Below are 18,796 nucleotides of genomic sequence, written 5' to 3' on the forward strand. Positions count from 1 at the left end.
CACCCACGAGACAGATCCATGTCCACGAACCAGACTCCACAAGGCCAGACGGGCCGCATCTCCGTCAGCGACGCACAGGCATACATCAACGGTGTCGGCATCGTCCGCTTCGCCAGCTTCGACATCGAGTTCAGCGACGAAAGCTCGACCGAGCAGGCCGTCGACGACTACCGGCTGCACTACGACCGCCCGGTCCGAGCGAGCGGCTCGGCCGAGGTCTTCCCGACCTCGCCGGCGGCTCCGCTCCTCAAGCAGGCAGTCCTTGAGCGCCGGATCGGCACCGCCGTCTTCGCGCTTCCCGAGGAGGACGCGAACGACCGCCACAAGGTCGTCGGTGTCCGCTTCGGCAGCTGGAGCCAGGACGGCGCCGACGACGGCTACATGTATACGGTCGACTGGGACGGCGACTGGCCCGTTGCCTGATTCCGTTCCCGACCGCATCACGCTGCAACTGATCCTTTTCCGTACAGTGCCGACGCGGCCTTTCGGCACACCAGACGCCACTCATGACTGACGACGAACACACCACGGACGAGCAGGGCATCGGGGACGAAACAATCGACGTCAGCGTCGGCGGGGACACATCGGACCAGCCGGCGACCGACAGCGAACCGGCGCGGAGCGGGCAGCCCACGTCACTCGACGAGACGCCGACCCTCGAGGGCGACGATGATCCTGATCTCGTCGGGCCGGAGAAGCTTCACACGACGCCCCCGTCGGAGCTCACACTCGACGATCTCGACCACCCCGACATCGACGAACAGGCGCGCATGTCGATGATCCAGCAGTACGATCATCTTCGCGAGGAGTACGAGCAGCGCCAGCGGGAGCAGGAGGCCACCGGAGAGACCGAGGCCGTGACCCATCACGACCTCGAGACCGAGCCCGGACAGATCGACGTCGACGCGGTCGTGGAGCAGATCACCGGCAGCGCCCGGACTCGGCCGACCGTCACGGAGGTCAAGGTCGCCTACGCCGACGACGAGATCACCGACGCCGAGATGGATGCTGTGATGGGCGTCGCTGTTCGCGAGGAGGGCGACGACAGCGGGGCGACCGCAAGCCCACCATCCGATCCGAGTGGCGAGCCCACGGCGGCCGGCGCTGGCGACGATCGCGACGACGACCCCGATCCCGACTCCGACTCGGAGGACGTCGAACCGGACCCGACGCTCGACGACACGGGCCTGCTCGACGAGGACGGCGAGTTCTCCTGGGAGGGGACGGAGATCACGGAGTCGTCCCAAGTCGGCGAACGTGTCGAACACAAGTTCGAGTTCAAGAATACGCCGTTCGAAGTCACGGAACCGGCGCGAATGGACGACCTCGAGCGCCCGATCCGCCAGCTCCAGGACTTCCAGGAGATCGACGACCATCGGAAGCAGCAGAAGATGAAGCAGTTCCGCCGGGAATTGGCCGATGAGTGCCTCACCGTTCAGGGGACGCCCCACTACGACGTTTACATCGTCGAGCACCCCGAGAAGGGGAAGACGGTCGTTCCGGACCCAACCGGCGAACACGGACTCGAGGACCACTCGAAGGCGACGTCGCTGTGGGGGACGATGAACTGGTACGACAAGTTCAAGATTGGCCAGCGGATGTCTGAGGAGATCCTGGGCGAGCGCAAATTTCGAGATAGATACGACTAAGCGGTATCTCGAGTCCGACGACGGCTTTGCCCGCCTCCATATCGCCAAGCAGGAGGACAACCCGTTCACGCTCGAGGACACCCTCAAGTGGTCGGCCGAGCGGGTCGATCTCTACACGATCGGCGAGCAGGTCTACGCCGAGTGGGAGAAAGAGAAGCGCGAAGAGGCCGAGGAGCGCGCCAAGTACGGCGAGCGGCCCGATGACCTCACCGAAGAGGAATGGGATATGCTCGACGGCGCCGTGAAGAAGCGGGTCTCCGAGGGTCGGGTGGACGACACGGCACTCCGGAACCACATCGAGCGGCTGAAACAGAAGCAAGAGGAGGACACATGACCGAAACAGAAGCAGAGACGATCGAGTTCAGCGGCGACGGTGACCATCGCGAAGACCTCTCTCCGGGCGGCGAGACCGCTAGCGATCTCTTCGGGGACGTCGACGACGCGATCGACTACGAGGGGGCTGCCGAGACGTGGATCGGCGAGCCGGCGACGACGGAGCTCACGATCGAGACCGTCGGCGGCTATCAGGCCAAGCGGTTCGTCCTCGCCGAACCCGACGACGAGGAGACGATGGAGCAGCTGCTCGTCGCCGTCCTCCGGGACGACAAACGCGAGTTCTGCGAGGCGATGGTCGACGAGCCCACGCTTACCGATGAGATCTGGAACGACCGGCTGACCGAGCGAGAGCGGCAACTCGTCTTCGACCTCGCGTTCGCATGGGGCCGGTTCGGCGACTTCGAGAGCATGGCCCAGGCGGCCGACGAGGTCGAGCAGCGTCTCTCGAATATGGCGTGATCTGTTAACCCAAATACTTACTATTCTGGACACTCATGCATCTCTAAGCGCGGATTCGGTGAAAGCCGACCGGTGAAAGGGACCGGTCGACGCGCTTGGAGATCCAAGCATGAGTGAGGACGCGATTGACGACGATAGTTCTGACGGTGATGAGGAGGTTCACGGGTGTCCGACATGCGAACGGTCGTTCGACTCAGATCGAGGTCTCAAGGTACACCACTCAAAGGCGCACGGTGAAAGTATCGCCGGTGAGCCAGTCGAATGTCCGTGGTGTGGTGAAACTAACTACTTCCCAAGAAACCGAATTGAGCGGTCGGAGAGGTTATTCTGCGATCGTGAGTGTCGGCGTCTGTTCCAGAACGGCGGCGACATACCGGACCCAACGGAGGGAGAATATCAGTGCCCAAGCTGTGAGAGAGGTTTCGACACACTCGCAGCCCGGAACATTCACCATACGAAGACGCACGGTGAGCAGATAAACGGGGTCGAAACGGAGTGTAGTTGGTGCGAAAAAGGCATAACTCGGCCAAGGCACCGTGTTGAGCAACACGCTGCGCTGTTTTGTAGCACTGACTGTGAGGCTGCTTGGAAATCGGAGAATCGGTCAGGTGAGGACCATCCTGGGTATAACGGCGGCCCGGTCACGAATACTTGCGAATGGTGTGGCGATGGGTACGACGTACCCCCGTCAAGAGCAGATCGGAGGATGTACTGTTCTCCGGATTGCTTTGGCGAGGCTCTGTCTGATTCAGGGAAGGTGGCTGGCGAGAACAGCCCACGCTACAACAGTCAGCGAGTGAATTGTACTGAATGTGGGGCGGATGTAATCTGCAATGAATACCGTCTCGAACGCTACGATCATATTTTCTGCGACAAAAATTGCCGCGCCTCTTGGCAGAAAAGAAACCCGCCTCACGGAGAGTATGTAACCCACACCTGCGAAGTCTGTGGAGTCGATCAAGAGATTAGATCCTCTCTTTCAGATGGTCGAAAATACTGTTCAATAGAATGTAGAGATATTGGGTTGTCTGGTCCGCAAAGCAACCACTGGAAGGGTGGGCACAAATTATACCGCACCCTCCGATCCTACCTCTCGGGCCCCTGGGCGAAAACTGCTGGAAAGGTTCGTGAAAATCATGGTAACGAATGTCAAATGTGCGGGGAAAGCGGACCAGATGCCCCGCAAAACCTCGCAGTACATCATATCGTTCCGATCTTATCTGGTGGATGTAATTCGGACGACCTACTAATCCCGCTATGTCACTCATGCCACCGCCTCTCAGAAGAATACTGCCGAGATCTATTCGACGCGCCATTCACGGACTGGTCGGGTGATGAACTTCCCGAGGGCCGCCTTTCGGGCGAAGAGTACCGGCAGCAACTTGAGGGCGCGGAGATCGTTGGGCAGACAGAACTCGGCGATTTCGCGGCGGATTAGCCCGGGAACTTTTCACCGGTAATGACAATCTCGAACCCATGACCGAGCAGCGATTCGAATACAAGACGGTCGAGTTCTCTGGGTCGCTACGGAAGCGCGACGCTGAGCCGACTCTTGTCGAGGCTGCGGCCGAAGGTTGGCAACTGGTGGAGACTCTCGATATCGACGGCACAACGTACGAGTTCGTCCTCGAACGACCTATAGAATAGCGCCGTAACCGACTTTTCACGCTCGCACCCGGCGAGCCGCGCGACTCTTCAAGAGACCGTATTCACCAATGTCAGGAGCAGCAGGTGGCACCCAGGTTGGCGGGCTGTTCATCTCCCTTCAGGGCGATACGTCGCCGCTCAATCGGGCGATGGGCGACGCCCGCGGAGAGATGGACCGGACCGAGGCCGCAATGGACTCGGTTGACCAGAAGGCCCGCGCTCTCCAAGGGGCGTTCCTTGTCGCGGCCGCAGGGGCGACGGCCGCCGCGTTGGGACTTCAGCAAATCGGACAAGCTGGAATGGCTGTCGAGCAGACGTTCAGCATCGTCCAGGCAGCCTCGCAGGCGTCGGCCAGCGAGATGAACATGATGCGGGATACGGCCCAAGAACTCGGGGCTGAGCTCCCGCTGTATCTCAATGACATCGCGAAGGGGTTCGAACAACTCGTCTACTCGGGGATGTCGGCCGAAGAGGCGATCGCGGCCGTCGACTCGGTCTCTCGCCTCGCTGTTGCTGGACAACTCCAACTCGCCGAGTCCAGTCGGATCGTCACGAGCAGCCTGAACGCCTTCAATATGGAGGCCGATGAGGCCGGGGCGGTTTCTGATGGCCTGGCGGCGGTCTTCGCCAGCAGCGCGACGTCGGTCCGAGAGGCCGGCCAGGCGCTTGACTATACATCGGCGGCTGCCTCCGCTGCCGGGCAGAACATCACGCAGACGAACGCCGCCATTGGGGCACTAGCGGACAACGGTATCCGTGGCTCTCGGGCAGGTACGAGCCTCCAGAACGCATTATCTCGAATAGTCTCGCCGAGCGGGAAGGCGGCGGATGCTCTCGAATCAGTCGGGCTCAGCGCGGCGTCGTTCACCGACGAGCAGGGCAACGTCAAGGACTTCACCGAGATCATCCGCACGCTGTCGGAGGCGACCGAGGGCCTCACCGAACAGGAGAGGGCCGCGTTCCTGACCGACGTCTTCGGTCAGCGTGGGCAGCGCGCGATCGCACCGCTTATCAGCGACGTCGAAGCCCTCGAGGAGAAGGTCGATCAGGTCGCCGGCGCGGACCTCGCTGGCTCGTTCGAGGAACTCCAGAACCTAGATAGCGGTGAACTTGACGACCGCCTCGCGGGCTCGGACGTCGAGATCACGCCGGGGATGAACCAGGAGGAGATGATCGCTCAGTACGCCGAACTGAGTGGAGAACTCACGGACGAAGAACTCCAAACTGAAATTCAAACCACACTCAACGTTGACGAGGGGGCAGCCGAAACGCTGACAGAAAACATCGCTGCCGGTGACAGCGCCAGCGAGATCAACGACTGGTTGGATTCTGTAGTCACCAGCACCGACCTCGCCGACAGCCGAATGCAGTCGCTTCGAGGCCAGATAACGTACGCAATCGGCTCAATGCAGGCGTTCGCGTACTCCGCCTATCAGGCCCTCGAGCCTGTCTTCATGCTCGGGGGATCGGCGCTCGTCGGCCTCGTCGATCTGCTGAACTCGAACGCGGCGATCGCGGAGACGTTCGGTGTTGCTCTTCTCGCCCTTGGGGCGGCGTCCACTGCTGCCGCCATTGGAATCGCAGCGATGATCGCCCAAATGAAGATCCAAGCTGTCACCGCCCAGGCAGCCTACACGAATACCTACGCCTACACCGCAGCCCAGTGGGCGTACACGTCAGCAACCCAGGCCGCGACAACGGCGACGACGCTGATGACGATGTCGACCTCCCAGCTCGTCACTCGCCTCTGGGCAGGGCGGGCGGCCTCGATCTCCGCTGCCGCGAGTAAGTTCACGCTCGCCGGCGCGGCAGGGGTAGCCAGTGGCGCACTTTCGGCAGCCGCCGCGTCGGCACTGGCGTTCATGACGGCCCTCGGACCCATTGGATGGATAGCGATAGGCGTCACTGCCGCGGTCATCGCGTTTAAATCGGGCCTCTTGGACTTCATCGGTATTGGTTCTGAGGCCGAAATGGTCGCCTCTGCGATCGGGTCGACGATCGGCTGGCTCGGGGGCGTCCTTGGCGGGGCGGCCGGCGCGACAGGGTCGTTCCTCGGCACTCTCGGCAAGCTTCTGGGAATCTTCGTCAAGATAATCACCCTCCCGCTTGCACTCCAGATCTCCTTCATAGGTGCGGCGCTTCGCCATTCAAGCGAGGCGGCAGGCATGTTGGCAAGCGGTATCGGACTGCTCCTCTCTCCGCTTGATCTCCTCCGAATGTACCTGTCGTGGATGAATCAGGGGGGCCTGTTGTCACCACTGTTGGGCGACTTCAATCTCTTAGGAACGGCCATCGGGATCGTGACGGATCCGATGGGCGCTCTCGAGGGGTATCTGGCGTGGCTCCAACAGGGCGGGCTGCTGGCTCCCTTGCTAGGTGAGTTCTGGTCGCTGGAGGGGGCTATCCAGACGATCCTCGGGCTCATCCCCGGCCTCAAGGACATCCCGATCCTCGGCACGCTCGCCGAGGGGATGGGTGACGGAGACGGCGCCCTCGAGTCGGCGACCAAGGGCGCGATGGGGAAGGTTGCCTCTTACCTTCCGAGTTCGGACGCCGAACGCGGGCCGCTGGATAACATCACCGAACAGGGCCGCGCCCTCCCGCAGACGGTCGCGAAGGGGATCGGTCAGGAACAGGGCGCGCCGATCGGCCCGGCCCAGAAGATGGCGAGCCAACTCCAGAACGCGCTGCCGGGCCCGCTCGGCGGCATGGTCGGTGACGCGGCCGGCGCCCTCACTGGCGACGGGAACCCGCTGGCCGCGGCGATCACCGGACCGGCAACGACCCAGGGGCCGCCGACGCCGATGAGTCCCGGTCCCGCTGCTGGCGGCGCCGCGGCTCCGGCCGCCGGACCTCAGCAGGGCACGTCGTCTAGCGGCCCCGGCGGCAGATACGGTCGCGGCCCGCCGCCATCGGGCGGTCAGACGACCAGCGGCTCGGGCGTCACCGTCCACACGGAGGTCCACTACCACGAGGGCGGCGAAGGTGGTGGCGGCACGCCCTCGGAGCAGCGCATGAACGAGATCGCCGAGAAGCACACGCAGAACCTCGCCGACGAGATCAACCGAGAACGCCGCGACATGGCAGGTGACTAGTCGATGCCCAGAGTCTCAGAGAACCCGAACTCCACCTACAGCCGGCCGATCATCATCGACGGCAACGAGTACCAGCGCGCCGTCGGGAGCGGGCAGACGAGCGAGCAGGACGTCCCGAGCAAGCCGATCCAGTCGGGCGCCGAGGTCGGCCAGCGCAACGTCGCCCTCCCCGAAACCGGTTCGATCCAAATCTCCTCACGGTCGGGTGACGTCGGCGCCCTGCGGGATCTCGCGAGAGAGGAGGACCCGATCACGATCACGACCGCGGAGGGGTCGGTTTCGAACGTCGTCGTCGACTCGGTCGGCCGGGACAACGACGTCCAGTACGACGACAAGTTCGACGTCACGCTCGAGTGGAAGCAGATCGAGATCGCCGACGTCGGCGACGGGTCGATCGTCGCGAACACCGGAGACGGGCAGGCGACCGGGAGCTCGGAGAGTCAGGTTGCGAGCGAGACCTCGGGCGGCGACAGCCGAGAAACGAGCGACGGGCCGGAGACGTCCTCCGAGGGCGGTGGGTTCCTCTCGGAAGCGATGTCGCCCGTCGATAGCATTGCCGACGACATCGGGGACTTCTTCTAATGTCCACCAACGCCACAGATCAGCCCGGAGTAGTCACGAGCTTCCGGATCGTCTCGTGGGACGTCATCGACCTCCCGACAGATCGGATCTCCGAGCGACTGCCCGTCCGTCGCACCGTTCGGGACCATCCCGCGCTCCCGAATCGGGCGTTCGATATTTTCATGGACTGGAACGATACGGCCGGGTACTGGACGTGGAAGGTCGAACTCGACGAGGTGGGCGAGATCATCTCGCGCCAGCCGGTCCACTACGGCGATGGCTACACCTGGCGAGAGCACATCGGCTTCGCGTTCATCGATTTCAGTAAGGAAGATCAGGAGGTCTCGCCCCAGACGCTCGGCGACGAGGTCGAGCTGGTCGCGTGGCCCGGCGCTCGATCGCCGGGCTGGGCCGACTGGGTTGCTCGCCAGGAGATCCTCGAGCGGGAGCTGCCAGAAGTGGGGGTCCTCTAGCGATGGGGTTCGAGGCGTGGCAGCAGTACCGCTCGGTCCATACGCCGGCGTTCGACGTCGTCGCCCAGGGCGAGTACAACTCCGACGTCCACATGGAGGTCTCGGTCTCTCACGACAAGGACGACGGTCTGAGCGGGGAGGCGACGATCTACAACCTCGCCGAGGACAAGTGGACCCAACTCTCCGAGGGCGACCCGTTCAGGATCGAACTCGGCTACCGCGGTGAGATCACGAAGCCAGTGATCTTCGGCGAGGTTGGCACCAAGCAACCGGGGCAGGTCGACGGCGCCGACACAGCCTACAAGTTCTCCGGTGCCGACGAGAGCGAGAAGCGGATCAAGGAGGTCCGGGAGACGGAGTCCTGGGAGGAGCCGACCGTCGACTTCATCGCTCGCGACCTCGCCCGGCTAGCGGACCTCCGGCCCGGCCGGATCACCGTCCCCGGCGGTGTGATCGGCGACTCGTGGTCCATCTCCCAACAGTCGACGCTCGATCACTGGTTCGACCGGATCGTCGAGGAGGCCGAGGACCTCGGCGACGAGAAATACGAGTGGTATGCCACTCGAGGCCAGGTCAACGTCGTCCCGAAGGCGGAGGACGTCGGCGCCCAGATCGACGTCCTGACCGAGGACAAGCAGGGCAACGTCCTCGATTCGGGGGAGGTCGAGGGCAAGGAGAAGAAGTCCGACGGCGGCTCGAACGTCGAGGTCGAGGCGCTGCTCGATCCGCAGATCGAGAAGGACGCCCTCGTGCCGATCAGGACCGAGAAGATCAACGGCGTCTATCGGATCGTCAATTACAGCCTCACGTCGTCGACGGAGAACGGCGACCACGAGATGGAACTCGAGGCCGCGCCGACCGACTCGGAGTACCGGTATCAACCCGCTGGACAGCAGACGGACGCGGGGATCGCCCGCCCTTACTGACAGAGGACTCAAATGGCAAAGTTTCTCGAGGACTACCAGTCGACCGGGGCGGGGATCGTCGATCAGCATCTCCAGAAAAAGGACTTCGAGATCCCCGTTATCGCCGAGGAGTTCTTCGAGGAGCCCGACCGGGTGAACGTCCGGGTCAAACACGAGGAGGGGCGGAAACTCGTCAACATCCCGGTCATGCTCCCGTCGGCCGGCGACGGCTACGGGGAGGTCCCGCCGATCGAACTCCCGCAGCCGGGGATGCTCACGGTGCCGGACGTCCCGATGGAGGCGCTTCGGGAGGACTCGGACTACCACGAAACGCTCGACAAGCACCGCGATCACGTCGCCGAGGACGGCTACTTCAAGCCGGGCCTCCGATATGACGATCAGGAGGCTGTCGAGAGTGCGCCCGGCGACTACGACCGGGCGTACCCCGGCGGCTATCGCGAGCGTCACAGCGAGGACGGCAGCAAGTCCGAAGCCCACCCGAGCGGGCACACCATCCAGCGCGGCGAGAACGGCGTCCTGATGTCCTCACCGGGGGACGAGCAGCTCTGCTACGTCTCCGGCGGCGGGATGATGATGGCGAGCGCGGCGACCGCCGAGAACGGCGGGGACGACGCCGGCAGTGACGCCGCCTGGGACGAGGACCCCATCGAAGACGGTGCGATCAACTGGGACGCCTACAACCTCTGCGAGGTCACCGAGGAGGGGGCGACGCTCTCGACGCCCGTCGGCGAGGATGGCGAGCGATCGGAGCAGACGGTTTCACCCCAGGGGATCGAGTCGGCGTTCCCGATCCAGGACCCGAACGATCCCGAGACGTGGGAGAGCTGCATCGTCGGGATGGGCGAGGACGGCTGTCGGCTTCGTGTCCCGACCGAGAAAGGCTTCCAGGAAGGCTTCAACGACGGGGAAGGCGAGGACGAACTCGAGGGCTTCTGCGAGATCGCCGTCGACGGCGAGAAGATCCGCTGCCAGACCGACGAGGCCGACATCGAGCTCACGGACGGGCAGTTCAAGGCGACCAACGAGGAGGGCGCCGAGATGCTTGCCGAGGGGGAGAACGTCGCCTGCGTCTCACCCCAGGGCGCGTCGGTCGGCTGCTCTGGCGGCACGATGGAAGCGACCGATCCCGAGGGGAACTCGGTGACGTGCGACGGCTCGTCGGTCAGCTGCTCAGACTCGGAAGGCAACTCGATGACCTGCGACGGGAGCTCTGTCACGGCCGAGTCCGCAGCGGGCCACTCGATGTCCGTCGACCAGAGCGGGATCTCGGGCGAGACGGCTGACGGCACCGAGTTCGGGATCGAGGACGGCCAGATCGAGGCCAAGACTTCGCAGGGCGGGGAGATGACCGTGACCGACGCGGTCGGCATCCCGAACCTCGAGACGGACTCGATCACGAACGGCCGCTACCGAGAGGACACGTTCGAGGATACCATCAGCGGTCTCTACACGATCGATCCCGAGGCGGCGAACCACTGGCATCTCACCCTCCAGGGCAACGCCGAGATCGAGATCGCCGATACAGAAGAGGGCGAGAAGTACGGCGAGCAGCTGTGGGTCGTTGTCCAGCAGGACGACGTCGGCGGACACACTGTCCAGTGGCCTGCCGAAACCGTCTGGACCGAAGGCGAGGCACACGAGATCTCGACTGGATCCGGTGCTCGAGATGCGCTCTCGTTCGTCCGGACCCTCGGAGAGTGGTATGGCATCGTGAGCGGCAAGAACATGCAAACCGCCTGACAATGCCGGTTGGAGCCGCACGGGCCGGCGTCCGCTCGCTGGTCGCCGACGAGTTCGGATTGCTTGTCGAGACGGTGCAGGTCACCGACGTCGAGGCCCGGGAGGCGAAACTTTGGGGTGAGTTGATCTCCCTGGGGTCGTACGACGAGGCGGACGTCGCGTTCGAGATTGACTTCGCCGACGAGCTTCTGACGACGGGCGACCGGCTCGGCTCGGCAACGTTCGACTCGCCGGCGCTGTTCAGCCAGACTGTCGACGTCGAACCCGACAGCGACTATCAGTTCCGAGCCGTCGCGACCGCCCAGCACGTCGGCCTCTCGGTCTCGACGTTCCAGCCCGACGAGGTGTCGGACACTGGGGCGACGCTCCGCGGGAATTTGGACCAGTACACCTACTCGAGTTCGTTTCACTTCGGCGACGTCCTCGAGTTCAGCACGGAATCGACCCTAAGTGTGGAGACGCGCCTTCCCGACGACGTCGACGCCGACTCGGCGACGCTGAACGGCGAACTGACTGCGTTCTACCCCGATAACTGACCATTTCACATGAGCGGAAGCCAACAGACAGCCGAGTGCTTTTTCGAGTACCGGCAGGTGGGCGACTCGGCATGGACCGAGACAGCCCGCCAGGACGTCGACTCGTCGAGCCCGTTCAGCGACGTCGTGGACTCGCTGGAGACTGGGACGGAGTACGAATACCGAGCGGTTGCCGAAGCGGGCGGCGAGCGAGCGACCGGCGATACCCTCCGATTCGTCGCGAGCGACGACGCGGGTGAGCCGACGGACGAACCCTATATCAGCAACCCGGGCGCGTTCAGCGTGACCCTCAATATGGGGCTCGGGGAGACGACCTCCGATCTCGTGGAGGTGTGGTTCCGCTATCGACAGGTGGGCGCGTCGGAGTGGATCGAGACCGATCGCTACGTCATGTCCGAGTCGGGCCCGTTCCCCGGCGGCGACATCACCGGCCTCGAGGACGAGACCCAGTACGAGTATCAGGGCTTGATCAGGACCTTCGTTCAGGACCACGCTGTCCTGACGGACGCGGTGACCGGTCTGAACTTCGACGGCGTCACACTCCACGGTGAGCTCACGGAACTCTACGGGCCAGCGGACACAACCGTCGGCTTCGTCTACGGGCCTTCGGGTTCGGACCTCTCCGATCCCGAGGGCAACGCCGACGTCGAGTCGGTCGATGCGGCAGTCCTCGGCGATCCAGGCACCTTTTCGTTCGACGTCACCGGCCTCGAGGACGGCACCGACTACGACGCGCTGGCGTTCTCCAAGGCAACGATCCTGACCGGCGATCCGTCGACCTACGAGTTCACGACCGACCCGGCGGTCGCTGTCGAGGCGGTCACCGCGACGAACATCAGTGGATCGACGGCGACCCTCCGGAGCGACCTGACGTTTCTGTACTACGATCAGGCCGACGTCTCGGTCGAGTATCGCGAGGCCAGCAGCTCGGGCTCGTGGACGCAGTCGAGCACACAGACGCGATCGGCAACCGGAGAGTACGAGATCGATATCTCCGGGCTCACCGAGGGCACCGAGTACGAATGGCGGGCTCGCGTTGACGTCCCGAGCGAGGGACGCACGGAGACGACCGATCCCCTCACCTTTACGGCCGACTCGGGTGGACAGACAGGGGATATCAACCTCGCGAACGACGTCCCACAACGCGCCTGGGATGCACTCGACGCCAAACCCGACTTCCTCAACAGCGGCGACTACTCCGTAGTCGATGCCTCGGCATACGACGGTCGATCGGGCGACCTGGCCGAGCTCATCAGGACGGCCTCGCAGAACGGCGAGGTGGTCGACCTCGGTAACGGGACCTACGAGATGGAGACTGCGGTCTCGACGTCCCAGCCGCTCGGGGAGACGATCGCCGCAATCGGAGACGACGCGACCATCTACTACGTCGGGACCGACCTCGAATACCTCTTCAACATCAACGGGGCGACGGACCTCGCCCTCGAGGGGATCACGTTCGACATCACCGAGGACCCGGGGAATGGGACCACCGACGTCGGCCTGATGCAGTGCGTGAACATCAGCAACGGCGCCTGGTTCGAGGACGTCACCCTCCGAGGTCAGCGCCAGCGCCAACAGGACCTGACCGGCGACGGGAACTACAACGCCGTCGGCGGACTCAACACGTTCATGGTCCAGGTGGACGACGGCGCGACCGGCCTCGTCCACCGTTGTGAGTTCCCCGACGGCGGCACGGACATGTCCGTCGAGACGGGCAGCGACTCCTCGCACGCGATCGGGCCGAACAGCAACCCCGATCACCAGGGCCTCAACGTCTGGAAGGAGGTCACCGTCAAGAAGTTCTTCGGCAACGGCTTCTACCTCACGAGTTCCACGCCCAACGGCGAGAACATCGTCTGGGACTGTGTCGCCGAGGAGAACGGCAAGGGCGGGATTCGCGTCTCCTGGGGCGACACCGTCATCGGCGGCCGGACGCAGGTCGTCACCGATCATCCGACGACGGGTGACCACCCGGCCGGCACGCCCCTCGTGTGTGACTACGGCGACGGCGTCGATATCATCGGGCTCCAGATCATCGCCGAGGGCAACTCCTGGGGCGGCAACGCGATCCAGATGCGGACTGAGATCGAGGAGGTCAACTTCGATCGCTGTGTCCTCGATATCGAGTCGGGCAACAGTCGGCCCGTGCGGATGAACCGCTCGGGCAGTTCGTCGACGCCGGTCCCGCAGATCACCTTCGAGGACGTCTACTTCCACGACCGCTCGAACAACACGGGCGCCCTCGTCGGCGTCTCGCCGCCCAGTGCCGATACGGGGGCGACGCTGCACATCCCCGACACCGATACCTGCCGCCTGCTCTCGGAGAACAACGACGAGATCGAGGCTGGGTCGAACGGGACAGTCATCGTCGAGGACGACACGAGTTACACCGATCAGACGATCACGGCATCCGATCTCGGCCTGGCCGACCCGACCGCGGACTACGATGGCGTCCCCACGACCTACTTCGACTACTCAACGGCCTAATCCATGCCAGATCCAGACCGAGTTACAGGCGACGTCGTCTCCTTCACCACGCCGGCCCGTGTGATCACCGTCGCGACCGGCGCCGCGTCGGACGTGACCCACGAGGCCGCGACCCTGACGGGAACGCTCGAGGAGTTAACCGGCTACGATACGGCCGACTGTTCGTTCGAGTGGCGCGAGGCGGGGACGTCGACGTGGACCGAGACCGATCCCGAAACCCGGCCGTCGACCGGCGAGTACACGGCCGACCTCTCGGGGCTGGACACCGAGACGGAGTACGAGTTCCGGGCTCGAGGGACGGCCAGCCACGACGGCGAGCAAGCCGAGTCGACTGGCGAACCAGCAACGTTCACGACCGACGCCGAACCGCTCCCCGAGTGGCAGACCTACGTCGCAGACGAGGGCGCTGCCGAGGAGAGCGAGATCCATGTCTACGAGGCCGACGCTGCCGGCCCCGTCACTGTGGCCCTCAACATCCACGCGTCGGAGCAGACCGGCGTGACGGCCTTAGAGGACATGCTCACGGAGTGGCCCCATCCCGTCGAGAGCGGGACGATGATCGTCTGGCCGACACCCTGCCCGTCGGCGGCCGCGAACGAGACCCGGACCTGCAACGGCGAGGATCTTAACGAGGCGTTCGACCTCACGGATGGCCCGCAGACGTCGGTCGCACAAACCATCGAGGACGAACTCGTGGCCCGAAACGCCGAGTACCTCGTCGATCTCCACACGCGGACGGAGCTCTACGAGTCCGGCGGCGAGGGCCATGCGATCTTCCCGAGCGACGACGGCACCACGCGCCCGATCAGCGAGGCCGCTGTCGACGAGGTGAACGCCAACTACGCCTTCGATCCCTCGGAGGAGTGGTCGGTCGGGAACACCGTCGACGAGGCGGGCGCGCAGAACGACGGGATGCTCGCGACCTACGCCTGGGAAACCCACGGGATCCACAGCCAGATCGGGATCACGTGGAGCGCGTGGAACGAGGCCGACCAGATCGAGCAGCACAAGCGTGTCGTCGCGACGACGCTCTCCGAAGCGGGGCATCAACTCGGCTCGGGCCCCAGCAACCTCCTAACGACGAACTAACGCCATGGCAACCTCATTCGACAATCCGACACGAGAGTACGACGAATCGACGGACTCGTTCGGCCGTGCCGTCAGGTTCTCCCACGAGACGGGCTCGTTTGCCCGAGTTCGTGAGGACGGCCCGGTCCGCGTGATCGACGGGCCCACGATGGTCGGTCGACAGCTGGCCCGGACGCTGCTCACGGCTCAGGGCGAGGACCCCCTTCGGCCGGAGTTCGGGATCGATCCCGATCAGGCCCTCGGCGAGTCCGACCTCCAGACCAAGGAGGCGATTCGGGACGCGATCGGCCCCGACGCCGACCCTCGTGTCCAGCGCCTCGAGCCGAGCGATATCGAGATCAACCGGCCCCGTGGCGATCGTGAGAACGCGACGGTCCGGGTGACCGTCCATCTCACGAACGGCGAGCCAGCGGAACTTGGGGCGGGGTCCGAGTGGTGGCGCTGGATCGGCGGCGCTCGCTCTTAGTTCCACGACATCCCGCAGTAGATCAATCTACCTGTCCCTCAGTATCGGCCTCAATTAGCTCGACTAAGCGTTTGTCGAGCGACTTGCTTCGAGGGACTGTATCCTTCCATTCTTCCCAGATTTCATCATCCACTTGGAATTGGTACGTAACCATATTGACCATCTCAACAGCACCCATAGGTAAGTAATTCTTGGTCTTGGTTAGCCCCACTTACTAAGTAGAACTAAGTAATTATAAGTACCTTCGAAGTCATTTGTGGATATGCCGAGAGTTGAGGTGAGTTGCGACAACTGTGAAGACCTGACCGAGAAGTGGTCGACTGCTCTTGAAGATCAGGAGAACGTCTACTGCAGTCGAGAATGTCAATTTGATGCGCAACAGAAGGACGATGTCGAACTCACCTGCGACAACTGTGGTGGTGCATTCGAAGTCAAACCGTCGCGCGAAGAGAGTGCGAGGTTTTGTAGCGAGGGATGTCGCGACCAAAAGTGCGTAATCGAAAACAATCCCAACCGATCCGAACGCGTGCAGAAGGCTTGTGAGTGGTGCGGGGGTGAAATGGTGTTGATGAAACACCTCGCCGACACTCGAAAATACTGCAGTAGGGAATGTTTTGGAAATGCCAAATCAGAACGCCAAACTGGTGAGGATAACCCCATCTACACGGGGAAGGTTGAGAAGGCGTGCGAAATGTGCGGCGAGAAGTTTGAGGTGCATCCGAATAGAGAGGGGCAACGATACTGCTCCCGAGGGTGTGCGGGGGATTTCCTGTCGGAGAAATTTTCTGGGTCTGGACACCCGCAGTGGAAAGGCGGGGGTGGATACTATACTGCCTTGCGGAGAGCGGCTACCGGAACTTGGTGGAAGGCCCGCAATAAGGCGTTGGAAAAGGCCGATAGTGCTTGCGAACACTGCGGGTCTCGGTCGAGGGTAGAGGTGCATCATATCATACCCGTCGTTTGTGGCGGGCCGAACGAACAGTGGAACCTCATTCCACTATGCGCATCCTGCCATCGGACCGCGGAACACTTCTCTGATGGTGCTTTCGACACGCTGATAGAAATAGCGGAGTGAAAAACACATCACAAATGGCAAGAAACACTCATGAGTAGCAACGGCACCGAACAATCAACGCTAGCGATTCGTGACCTGTTTCGGGAGTTCGGAGTTACGTCAAGCGGATTTCGGAGGCCTCCAATCGACGTTATCTGGGAGACGTTCGTCCGCGAGTGGGAGGACCGCTCGGGGATGGAGATCACCGGCGTCTCGAGCGAGGAGCTCCAGCGCGTCGAGTGGGGCGTCCTCCAGTTCCACACGTATTTCGAACAACTCGAGGCCGTCTACTACTCGAGCTACTTCGGGACGGCCGTCGGCGAGCAGCTCGACCAAAAACTCTCCGAGCACGGCTTCAATCGGATCCAGCGCCGGGAGGCAACGGGAGAGGTGACGTTCTACCCCTCGGAAGAGCAAGCGTCCGAGGACATCGATATCGACGCCGGAACGCGCGTCGCGACCGGCGCCGCCGGCGACGGCGAGACGATCTACTTCGAGACGACCGATCCGGCGACGATCCCGGCGGGCGGCACCATGATCGAGCGGGTCCCGATCCGTGCGGTCGACCCGGTCACGTCGACGCTCAACCTGACCGACGAACAGACAGGCTCGTCGACCAACGTCGAAGCCGGCGCGATCGACCGCGTGATAGACGGCGTCAACGGCGTCGATGACGTCACGAACCCACTCCCAACAGGGAGCACCGGGACCCGAGCGGACGACACGACCTACTCGTTCGTCTCCGGTCGCGATCGCGAGGTCGACCACGAGTTCCGCAGGAGGTACTTGAATACACTCGGGATCGGGGGGGCTGCGACAAAGGACGCCATCGAGGCGGAGATCCTCACGGCTGGCGACAACGAGACCGACGTCCGGGACGTCTCGATCGAGGAAGACCTGCCGATCCGGGAGGTAACCGATCCCGACACGGGCGAGACGGTGTACGTCGGCAGGCAGATCGAGCCAGTTGTCGCGTTCGACCCGCTGACCGAATCGAACCCGGATGCGTCCGTGATCTCGCAGGCCGTCCTCAACAAGCGGGCCTGCGGCATCCGGTCGGTCGGCCCCTCGTCGGGACCGGCGGAGCTCGACGATTCGGATGGGACCGAATACGCCACCGGACTCGGATGGCGGTCGGCCGAGTGGGTCGATATCCACGTCGACGTCTCCCTCGAGGTCACACGGGAGTGGACCTCGCGAACGGAGGCGATCGTCAAAGAGAACATCGTCGAGTGGATCGGCGGGTCGATCGCCGGCGAGTGGTACGACGGCCAGGGCCTCGACGAGGACGTCTACTATAGCCGTGTGCTCGGCGCCGTGCTCGATCACGACATCGAGTCCTGGGTCGACAACCTCGACGTCCAGATCGGCACGGACCCGCAGTACATGGACGAGGCGACGATCACGATGGGGTTCGATCAGATCCCGATCGTCGATCCGGCAAACATCGAGATCAACGTCACCCGGAGGACGTAACCGATGTCGAGCACCGGAACCGCACTCTCACAGGGCGAGTACGACGACCCCTGGGTCTGGCTTGAGGAGTTCGTCGACGTCCGTAGCGCACTCGCTGAGAGTGTCTCGCCGGCCCGTGACATCTCCGAACGCGAGCGGATCGAGGGCTATCTCAAATCGCCGTTCCAGACGCCGACCGACGAGAACGGCGACTACGTCCAAACGGACTACGGCACCCTGCTGGCCGTCTACGCCGAGCTCGCCGAGGTCATGCGGGCGGCGGCGATGGAGGTCTTCGCCGCCCAGTATCTCGACTTCGCCGCCGGTCGCCAGCTTGAGCGGATCGGCGAGGGGGTTCAGGTCGATCGCTGGGAGGGCGAGAGCGAGACGTCCCTCCGGCGCCGGATCCGTGCCCGGTATCTTGTGATGATCTCGGGCGGAACGATCGACGAAATCCGACACTCGGTCGCCGTGCTGCTCGGCATCGATCTCGATTCGGTGCCCGGCGCCGTGACGATCGTCGAGCCGTTCGATGAGACCTGCGCGCTGTTCGACGTCGAAATCGACCAGGCCGCCCTCGACGCGAGTCCGATCCCAGAGTCGTACGTGACCGAGCACATCGAGCGCATGAAGGCTGTCGGCGTCGGCTACGAGGGTCACCTCGAGCGGCAGTGGTTCCAGTTCTTGGACGACCAGTACGATCCTGCAACGGATCCCGACGAGCCCGAGCCAGCCGGCACCGATCGCGGCTGGGGCGAGGCCCCGTTCCGGTTCACGTATCGGGAGTATTGGTTCGAGGACGACGAGTAGCACCGGCACCGAG

The 18,796-nt window shown here is 63.5% G+C and carries 19 protein-coding genes; 18 read left to right on the top strand and 1 reads right to left on the bottom strand.

Annotated features, from left to right (window positions below; genetic code table 11):
• The first annotated feature begins 18 nt into the window (after nt 1–18).
• From DVH23_RS06985 to DVH23_RS07000, 4 genes are all read left to right on the top strand, one after another.
• Nucleotides 19–423, top strand: coding sequence for a hypothetical protein (locus DVH23_RS06985; protein ID WP_114576712.1), 405 nt, complete (start codon nt 19–21; stop codon nt 421–423).
• A gap of 83 nt (nt 424–506) precedes the next feature.
• Complete coding sequence (locus DVH23_RS23510; RefSeq protein ID WP_157972351.1) at nt 507–1,649, top strand: hypothetical protein; 1,143 nt, start codon at nt 507–509, stop codon at nt 1,647–1,649.
• Complete coding sequence (locus DVH23_RS24170) at nt 1,588–1,983, top strand: hypothetical protein (RefSeq protein ID WP_198667865.1); 396 nt, start codon at nt 1,588–1,590, stop codon at nt 1,981–1,983. The genes DVH23_RS23510 and DVH23_RS24170 overlap by 62 nt, the downstream gene beginning before the upstream one ends.
• Nucleotides 1,980–2,444 carry a hypothetical protein gene (locus DVH23_RS07000; protein WP_114576714.1) on the top strand — a complete coding sequence of 155 codons (465 nt, stop codon included), beginning with the start codon at nt 1,980–1,982 and terminating at the stop codon, nt 2,442–2,444. Before DVH23_RS24170 ends, DVH23_RS07000 begins: the two co-directional genes overlap by 4 nt.
• A 748-nt stretch (nt 2,445–3,192) precedes the next feature.
• Here the strand turns inward: DVH23_RS07000 and DVH23_RS23515 are convergent.
• On the bottom strand, nt 3,193–3,405 hold the full coding sequence (locus tag DVH23_RS23515) for a hypothetical protein (protein WP_157972352.1): 213 nt from the start codon (nt 3,403–3,405) through the stop codon (nt 3,193–3,195).
• A 192-nt stretch (nt 3,406–3,597) separates the two neighbouring features.
• Between DVH23_RS23515 and DVH23_RS25245 the strand changes: the two genes are divergently transcribed.
• The 14 genes from DVH23_RS25245 (at nt 3,598) to DVH23_RS07075 (ending at nt 18,783) form a co-directional block, all read left to right on the top strand.
• Nucleotides 3,598–3,882 (top strand): HNH endonuclease signature motif containing protein, encoded by a 285-nt coding sequence (locus DVH23_RS25245; RefSeq protein ID WP_157972353.1) that lies wholly within the window; start codon nt 3,598–3,600, stop codon nt 3,880–3,882.
• Between the two features lie 38 nt (nt 3,883–3,920).
• Nucleotides 3,921–4,091: a DUF4177 domain-containing protein gene (locus DVH23_RS07010; RefSeq protein ID WP_114576716.1), complete on the top strand. Its 171-nt coding sequence runs from the start codon at nt 3,921–3,923 to the stop codon at nt 4,089–4,091.
• A 68-nt stretch (nt 4,092–4,159) separates the two neighbouring features.
• On the top strand, nt 4,160–7,186 hold the full coding sequence (locus tag DVH23_RS07015) for a phage tail tape measure protein (protein ID WP_114576717.1): 3,027 nt from the start codon (nt 4,160–4,162) through the stop codon (nt 7,184–7,186).
• Nucleotides 7,187–7,189: 3 nt separating this feature from the next.
• Complete coding sequence (locus DVH23_RS07020) at nt 7,190–7,768, top strand: phage baseplate protein (protein WP_114576718.1); 579 nt, start codon at nt 7,190–7,192, stop codon at nt 7,766–7,768.
• Nucleotides 7,768–8,220, top strand: a complete 453-nt coding sequence (locus DVH23_RS07025) for a phage baseplate plug protein (RefSeq protein ID WP_114576719.1) — start codon at nt 7,768–7,770, stop codon at nt 8,218–8,220. Before DVH23_RS07020 ends, DVH23_RS07025 begins: the two co-directional genes overlap by 1 nt.
• A gap of 2 nt (nt 8,221–8,222) precedes the next feature.
• On the top strand, nt 8,223–9,146 hold the full coding sequence (locus tag DVH23_RS07030) for a hypothetical protein (protein WP_114576720.1): 924 nt from the start codon (nt 8,223–8,225) through the stop codon (nt 9,144–9,146).
• A gap of 12 nt (nt 9,147–9,158) precedes the next feature.
• The gene (locus DVH23_RS07035; protein ID WP_114576721.1) at nt 9,159–10,886 is read left to right on the top strand and encodes a hypothetical protein; all 1,728 of its coding nucleotides are present in this window, start codon (nt 9,159–9,161) and stop codon (nt 10,884–10,886) included.
• A 2-nt stretch (nt 10,887–10,888) separates the two neighbouring features.
• On the top strand, nt 10,889–11,422 hold the full coding sequence (locus tag DVH23_RS07040) for a hypothetical protein (RefSeq protein WP_114576722.1): 534 nt from the start codon (nt 10,889–10,891) through the stop codon (nt 11,420–11,422).
• Nucleotides 11,423–11,431: 9 nt separating this feature from the next.
• Nucleotides 11,432–13,909 (top strand): hypothetical protein, encoded by a 2,478-nt coding sequence (locus tag DVH23_RS07045; RefSeq protein WP_114576723.1) that lies wholly within the window; start codon nt 11,432–11,434, stop codon nt 13,907–13,909.
• Nucleotides 13,910–13,912: 3 nt separating this feature from the next.
• The gene (locus tag DVH23_RS07050; RefSeq protein WP_114576724.1) at nt 13,913–14,998 is read left to right on the top strand and encodes a succinylglutamate desuccinylase/aspartoacylase family protein; all 1,086 of its coding nucleotides are present in this window, start codon (nt 13,913–13,915) and stop codon (nt 14,996–14,998) included.
• Between the two features lie 4 nt (nt 14,999–15,002).
• The gene (locus DVH23_RS07055) at nt 15,003–15,464 is read left to right on the top strand and encodes a hypothetical protein (RefSeq protein ID WP_114576725.1); all 462 of its coding nucleotides are present in this window, start codon (nt 15,003–15,005) and stop codon (nt 15,462–15,464) included.
• Between the two features lie 691 nt (nt 15,465–16,155).
• Nucleotides 16,156–16,539, top strand: coding sequence for an HNH endonuclease (locus DVH23_RS25250; protein WP_394342626.1), 384 nt, complete (start codon nt 16,156–16,158; stop codon nt 16,537–16,539).
• A 30-nt stretch (nt 16,540–16,569) separates the two neighbouring features.
• Nucleotides 16,570–17,994 carry a baseplate J/gp47 family protein gene (locus DVH23_RS07070; protein ID WP_114576728.1) on the top strand — a complete coding sequence of 475 codons (1,425 nt, stop codon included), beginning with the start codon at nt 16,570–16,572 and terminating at the stop codon, nt 17,992–17,994.
• Between the two features lie 3 nt (nt 17,995–17,997).
• Nucleotides 17,998–18,783, top strand: a complete 786-nt coding sequence (locus tag DVH23_RS07075; RefSeq protein ID WP_114576729.1) for a hypothetical protein — start codon at nt 17,998–18,000, stop codon at nt 18,781–18,783.
• Nucleotides 18,784–18,796 lie beyond the last annotated feature (13 nt).

Origin of the sequence: Saliphagus sp. LR7, assembly GCF_003344565.1 — an archaeon.
Classification (GTDB): Archaea; Halobacteriota; Halobacteria; order Halobacteriales; family Natrialbaceae; genus Saliphagus; species Saliphagus infecundisoli.